At 67.7% G+C, this 3,654-nt stretch carries 4 protein-coding genes and 1 pseudogene; all 5 read left to right on the forward strand.

Translation table 11 applies throughout. The features are described from left to right. Positions 1–561: pseudogene (locus tag WC493_RS22190) on the forward strand (conjugal transfer protein TrbE); the annotation flags it as partial. Next, positions 558–1,316: a P-type conjugative transfer protein TrbJ gene (trbJ, locus tag WC493_RS22195; RefSeq protein WP_102114755.1), complete on the forward strand. Its 759-nt coding sequence runs from the start codon at positions 558–560 to the stop codon at positions 1,314–1,316. The pseudogene WC493_RS22190 and the gene trbJ, both read left to right, overlap by 4 nt. 10 nt (positions 1,317–1,326) lie before the next feature. Continuing rightward, the gene (trbK-alt, locus tag WC493_RS22200) at positions 1,327–1,704 is read left to right on the forward strand and encodes a putative entry exclusion protein TrbK-alt (RefSeq protein WP_102114754.1); all 378 of its coding nucleotides are present in this window, start codon (positions 1,327–1,329) and stop codon (positions 1,702–1,704) included. Positions 1,705–1,706: 2 nt separating this feature from the next. Beyond that, positions 1,707–3,059: a P-type conjugative transfer protein TrbL gene (trbL, locus tag WC493_RS22205; RefSeq protein WP_373068635.1), complete on the forward strand. Its 1,353-nt coding sequence runs from the start codon at positions 1,707–1,709 to the stop codon at positions 3,057–3,059. Further along, the coding region (gene trbF / locus WC493_RS22210) for a conjugal transfer protein TrbF (RefSeq protein WP_373068637.1) at positions 3,056–3,654 on the forward strand (599 nt) is incomplete at its 3' end. The genes trbL and trbF, both read left to right, overlap by 4 nt.

The raw sequence follows: 3,654 nt of genomic DNA on the forward strand, positions 1-3,654 counted from the left end.
CTCTTCCACCGCATCGAAGACCGCCTCGACGGATCGCCGACCCTTCTCATCATCGACGAGGGCTGGCTCGCGCTCGACGACGAAGGCTTCGCCGGCCAGATCCGCGAATGGCTGAAGACCCTCCGCAAGAAGAACGCCAGCGTCGTCTTCGCCACGCAATCGCTCTCCGACATCGACGGCTCGTCCATCGCGCCAGTCATCATCGAGAGCTGCCAGACCCGGCTGCTCCTGCCGAACGAGCGCGCCATCGAGCCGCAGATCACCGCGATCTATCGCCGCTTCGGCCTCAACGACCGTCAGATCGAGATCATCGCGCGGGCCATGCCCAAGCGCGACTACTACTGCCAAAGCCGCCGCGGCAATCGCCTGTTTGAGCTGGGGCTGTCGGACGTCGCCCTCGCGCTCTGCGCTGCTTCTGCCAAGACCGACCAATCCGCGATCGCACGGCTGCTCGCCGAACACGGGCAGGCCGGCTTTCTCGTCGCTTGGCTCCGCCACCGCGATCTCGGCTGGGCGGCCGACCTCATTCCAACGCTCACCCTGAAGGAGAAACTGCCATGACCTTGCCTCGCTCCCGCGCGGCGCGGCTCGCCGCCGCGCTGCTCCTCGCCCCAGTCGCGCTCACCCCAATGCTGGCGACGCCGGCGCAGGCCCAATGGACCGTGTTCGACCCCACGAACTATGTGCAGAACGTGCTGACGGCCGCCCGTAGCCTTCAGCAGATCACCAACCAGATCACCTCGCTTCAGAACGAAGCGCAGATGCTCATCAATCAGGCCCGAAATCTGGCGAGCCTGCCCTATTCGTCGCTGCAACAGCTTCAGCAGTCGGTGCAGCGCACGCAGCAACTGCTCCAGCAGGCTCAGAACATCGCCTACGACGTCCAGCAGATCGACCAGGCGTTCCAGACCAAATACGCCAATGTGTCGATGTCGGCGTCGGACACGCAACTGATCGCCGACGCCAGGACCCGCTGGCAGAATACGGTGGGCGGTCTGCAAGACGCCATGCGTGTGCAGGCCACGGTCGTCGGCAATATCGACACCAACCGCACGCAGATGTCGGCGCTGGTCGGCGCCAGCCAGTCGGCGACGGGCGCCTTGCAGGCGACACAGGCCGGCAACCAGCTCCTCGCCCTCCAGGCCCAGCAGCTCGCCGACCTCACCGCCGTCATCGCCTCCAACGGGCGCGCGCAGGCGCTGCAATCGGCCGAACAGGCCGCCGCCGCCGAACAGGGCCGCGAACAGCGCCGCCGCTTCCTGACGCCGGGAACCGGCTATCAGCCCGGCAACGCGCAAATGTTCCACGGCAACTGAGGGCGACCCGATGGACGGCAAGACCCTCGCGCGCCTCGGCGCTGTCGTCTTCGTCGCGATCGCGGTCACGGCGACCGCGATCGAGATGACCCGCAAGGACGACCGGCAAAACAGCCCGACGGCGCAGACGCGCACCGTGACGGAACGCGATCCGCTCGGCGCGGAGCTGGCGCGGTGCAGCGCCATGGGCGAAGCCGGGCCGCGCGATCCGTCCTGCCTGCGAGCGTGGGACGAAAACCGCAAGCGTTTCCTCGGTCAGTCGGCTCCGGCCCCAGCACCCGCGCCGGCGGGACCGGCGACATTGTTCCCGAACGCCCCCGCCGACGCGGCTCCCGACGACGCCACGCCCGCCATTCAGGCGGAGCCCTCTCGGCCCGAGGTGCGCTGATCGTGGGCGGCACCGGCGTCATTGACCATTTCCTCGAGGTCTTCACCAGCTACATCGATGGCGGCTTCGGCCTTCTGCAACCGGAAGTCGGCTTCATCGCCACGACGCTGATCGTCATCGACGTGACGCTCGCCGCCCTGTTCTGGAGCTGGGGCGCAGATGAGAACATCGTCGCCCGGCTGGTGAAGAAGACGCTGTTCGTCGGTGTTTTCGCCTACATCATCGGCAACTGGAACAATCTCGCCCGTATCGTCTTCGAGAGCTTCGCCGGCCTCGGCCTGAAGGCGTCCGGCACGAGCTTCACTGTCACCGACCTGCTGCGCCCCGGCAAGGTGGCGCAAACCGGCCTCGACGCCGGACGGCCGCTGCTCGATTCCATATCCAGCCTGATGGGCTACTGGTCGTTCTTCGAGAACTTCATCCAGATCGTCTGCATGTTGTTCGCCTGGGCGCTAGTGCTGCTCGCCTTTTTCATCCTCGCCATCCAGCTCTTCATCACCCTGATCGAGTTCAAGCTGACCACCCTGGCCGGCTTCGTGCTGATCCCCTTCGGCCTGTTCGGCAAATCCGCCTTCATGGCCGAACGGGTGCTCGGCAACGTCATCTCGTCCGGTATCAAGGTGCTGGTGCTTGCCGTCATCATCGGCATCGGCTCGACCCTGTTCTCCGAGTTCACCACGGGCTTCGGCGGCGCCACGCCGTCGATCGACGACGCGATGGCGATCGTGCTCGCCGCCTTGTCGCTGCTGGGCCTCGGCATCTTTGGCCCCGGCATCGCCAACGGCATTGTCTCAGGCGGGCCGCAGCTCGGCGCGGGCGCCGCGATCGGAACCGGCCTGGCCGCGGGCGGTGCGATCGCGGCCGGCGCTGCTGCCGCAGGCGCGGCTGTTTCCGGCGGCACGGCTCTTGCGGGCGGCGCTGCCGCCGCCGCCCGTGGCGGGGCGGCTTTGGCTGGAGGCGCATCGACCGCCTACAGCCTGGGTGCAGCCGGTCAAACCGGCGCATCCGCCGTCGCATCCGGCCTGCGCAATGTCGCCAGCGCGGGCGCACAGGCCACCGTCTCGCCACTGAAACGCGCCGCTGGCCGCGCCGCCGACAGCTTGAAGCAGAGCTACCAATCCGGCGCGCGCTCCGCCTTCGCTGCGACAGGCGGGGCTTCGACCGCCGGCACGATCGGCGGCGAAGCCGAAGCCGTTTCCCAAGCCGCTTCCACCACCGACGGGCCGCCGGCCTGGGCCAGGCGCATGAAGCGCTCCCAGCAAATGACGCACGGCGTTCAAGCCGCCGCCCACGCTGTCCGCAGCGGCGACAGCCACGGCGCCGGCTCCACCGTCAATCTCTCCGAAGGCGACTGACCATGTTCAAACGACCCGCTACCCACTACGGCAAATCCCCGCAGCCCGAGACGCCCTATCAACGCGCCGCCCAGGTCTGGGACGAGCGCATAGGCTCCGCCCGCGTGCAGGCCCGCAACTGGCGCTTCATGGCCTTCGGCTCCCTCGCGCTGTCGATGGGCCTTTCCGCCGCGCTGGTCTGGCAATCCACCAACGGCTCGATCGTGCCGTGGGTGGTGCAGGTCGACCGCCTCGGACAGGCGCAGGCCGTTGCGCCGGCGACGGCCGACTATCAGCCGAACGATCCCCAGATCGCCTTCTACCTGGCGCGCTTCATCGAACAGGTCCGCTCGATTCCCGCCGACGCGATCATCGTGCGCCAGAACTGGCTGCGCGCCTACGACTTCACGACCCAGAGCGGCGCGCTCGCCCTCAACGACTACGCCCGGTCGAACGATCCTTTTACCAAGGTCGGCAAGCAACAGGTGGCGGTCGAGGTGTCGAGCGTTATCCGCGCCTCGCCGTCGAGCTTCCGCATCGCCTGGATCGAGCGCCGCTATCAGGACGGCTCGCTCGCCTCCACCGAACGCTGGTCCGCCATTCTGACTGTTGCCGT

This window comes from Zavarzinia sp. (assembly GCF_041650655.1).
Lineage (GTDB): Bacteria > Pseudomonadota > Alphaproteobacteria > Zavarziniales > Zavarziniaceae > Zavarzinia.